Origin of the sequence: Helicobacter baculiformis, assembly GCF_900197685.1 — a bacterium.
Taxonomy (GTDB): Bacteria; Campylobacterota; Campylobacteria; order Campylobacterales; family Helicobacteraceae; genus Helicobacter; species Helicobacter baculiformis.
In genome coordinates, this window is sequence record NZ_FZMF01000045.1 from 1 (window position 1) to 2,019 (window position 2,019).

At 45.4% G+C, this 2,019-nt stretch carries 1 protein-coding gene; it reads left to right on the forward strand.

Annotated elements, in window-relative coordinates:
- Nucleotides 1-1,766 (forward strand): putative barnase/colicin E5 family endoribonuclease (locus C6G87_RS06880; RefSeq protein ID WP_267892705.1); only part of this gene is annotated, 1,766 nt, incomplete at its 5' end.
- Between the last annotated feature and the right edge of the window lie 253 nt (nucleotides 1,767-2,019).

Sequence of the window (2,019 nt, forward strand, 5' to 3'; positions counted from 1 at the left end):
TCCCTAAGTTTAGCCCTGCTGTTCAAGAAGCTTTAGAACCCGTACTCAAAGGGGAGACAATCCAACTCACACGGGGGAGTTTGGCGAAGTTAGCTAAACGCCAAAGAGAAGAGTTTTTACCCTTGATTAGACCGACTTTAGAAGAGCCTAACCTAATTTTAGATGATGGCGCAGGGCTTTTATTTATTAAAGAGTTCATTGATGCAGACAAGAACCGCTATTTTATGAGTGTGGCTAAAAATTATAATGGAGAGTGGATTTTTAGTTCACATACTAAACGGCAACCATCGGCAATTAGGGGTAAAATCCAAAAATCCAAAGTGCTTTACAATGCGGGGTTTAAGGGTGGAGAAGTTGCTAGCGCGTCTGATATATTAGGATCGGGCGGAACTGCCATGAAGCCCTCTGACTTGCAGATTGATACCCCACCAAAGCATAGCAGTGCTTTAAACCCTGAGGGGGAGCTTAGCACCCAAGAGCTAAAAAGTCAAGCCCTAGAACTCCACACCACCGCTAAAGAACAAGAAGAGGGGTTTAAAGAGCTCTTAGAGGGGCTTAAGGGGGGTGATAGCACGCTAGAAGCCAACAACACCTTAAAGAGCGTACAGAGCATAGAAGAGAAGTTGGCGTATTACAATGGGGATGTACAAAGAGTGGATGACTTGCTAAGGGGGGCATTTATTGCCCCTAAAGAAAGCATCAATGGGCAATTTAACCACATCTTAGAGAGTCTAGAAGCCAATCGGGCGATTGAGGACATCAGTCCTAGATTCATTAAAACCCAAGACAATTATCAAGGCGCGCACATTAACTTTACTTATGAGGGCATCCCTAGCGAGATACAGGTACACACGCCTAAGAGTTGGGAGACTAAGAAGAAACAAGACCCCTATTATAAAGAGTTGCGCCGAGAAAAACTACACCCTAGATTAACTAAAAGCGAACTTAAAAAACTCAGACGCAGGATAAGAGAATTAGGTCAAGAATCAGATTTAGACATTAGTTTTTTTACATCATCTAAACTGACTTCCCCGCAGTATTCCCCCGTCCAATCTGAATTAGTTACAAAGTCAGCCGTAGACTTAAACGCCACCCATGAACCATCTTTAAACTCAAAGGCGGGGTCTTCTTCAGAATCAGGCACAGCATACAACCGCTTAGAATCAAAGTTAAACCAAAAATCCACATCTTTAACCGGGGGTAAAGGTACAGACACTGACATAGAGACTCCTTTAAATGAGAGTAGCACAAGCCCCCTTAAGATCACCCCCAACCCTGCTTTTGGGGAACACTTTAAAGAGTTTGAGCTTAAGGGGGCTCAAGCGGTGGCAAAGCTCTTAGAAGAACAACGCGGGCAAGTGGCAGGGGCGTTCTATAGGGAAGACTTGGGGTATATTGATCTTGTGTGGGGCAATCTTAAAGGAGAGGGAAGAGGCGCTAAGGGGTGGGACTTATCTAAAATCTTTGCCAAGCATCTTGAGGACTTTAAGGGCTTTGAGGGAGCTACGCCACAAGAGAAGATGGCTAATGGTATTGCAGAAATTATAAGTAAGGGGTATGTGGTTACAAATGCAGGATTTGAAACGATTATTTCACAAGACTGGGGCAAAGAATTTAGGGTGGGGCTATCTAAAGGGTGGTTTGGCAAGGGAGATAATCGGTGGATTATTACAGCATATAAGCGCATACAGTCCTCCACGCAGAATTTCGACCAAGTCGTGGCTGAGTTTGGCATGGATACAATCTTGCCAAAAGGACGGTGCTAAGATACCACATCCCCCTTTAAAGGGCAAGAGTTCTAACTTTAGTAAAGCGTGGCTTCACACAGAACAGCTTGAGCAAGAAGGAACAAGAGCCATAGCATTGAGGAGTTTAAAACCCATTTGCGCGCTCTAGGGCAGCGTGTGGAGTTTGACAACGCCACCCGCGCGCTGATTAGGGAGATTGAGGGAAGTATCCCCCCTGATGATGGAGGCGGTGGGGGTGGACTTGTGCCTCTCAAAGGGGATAGCCCACAAG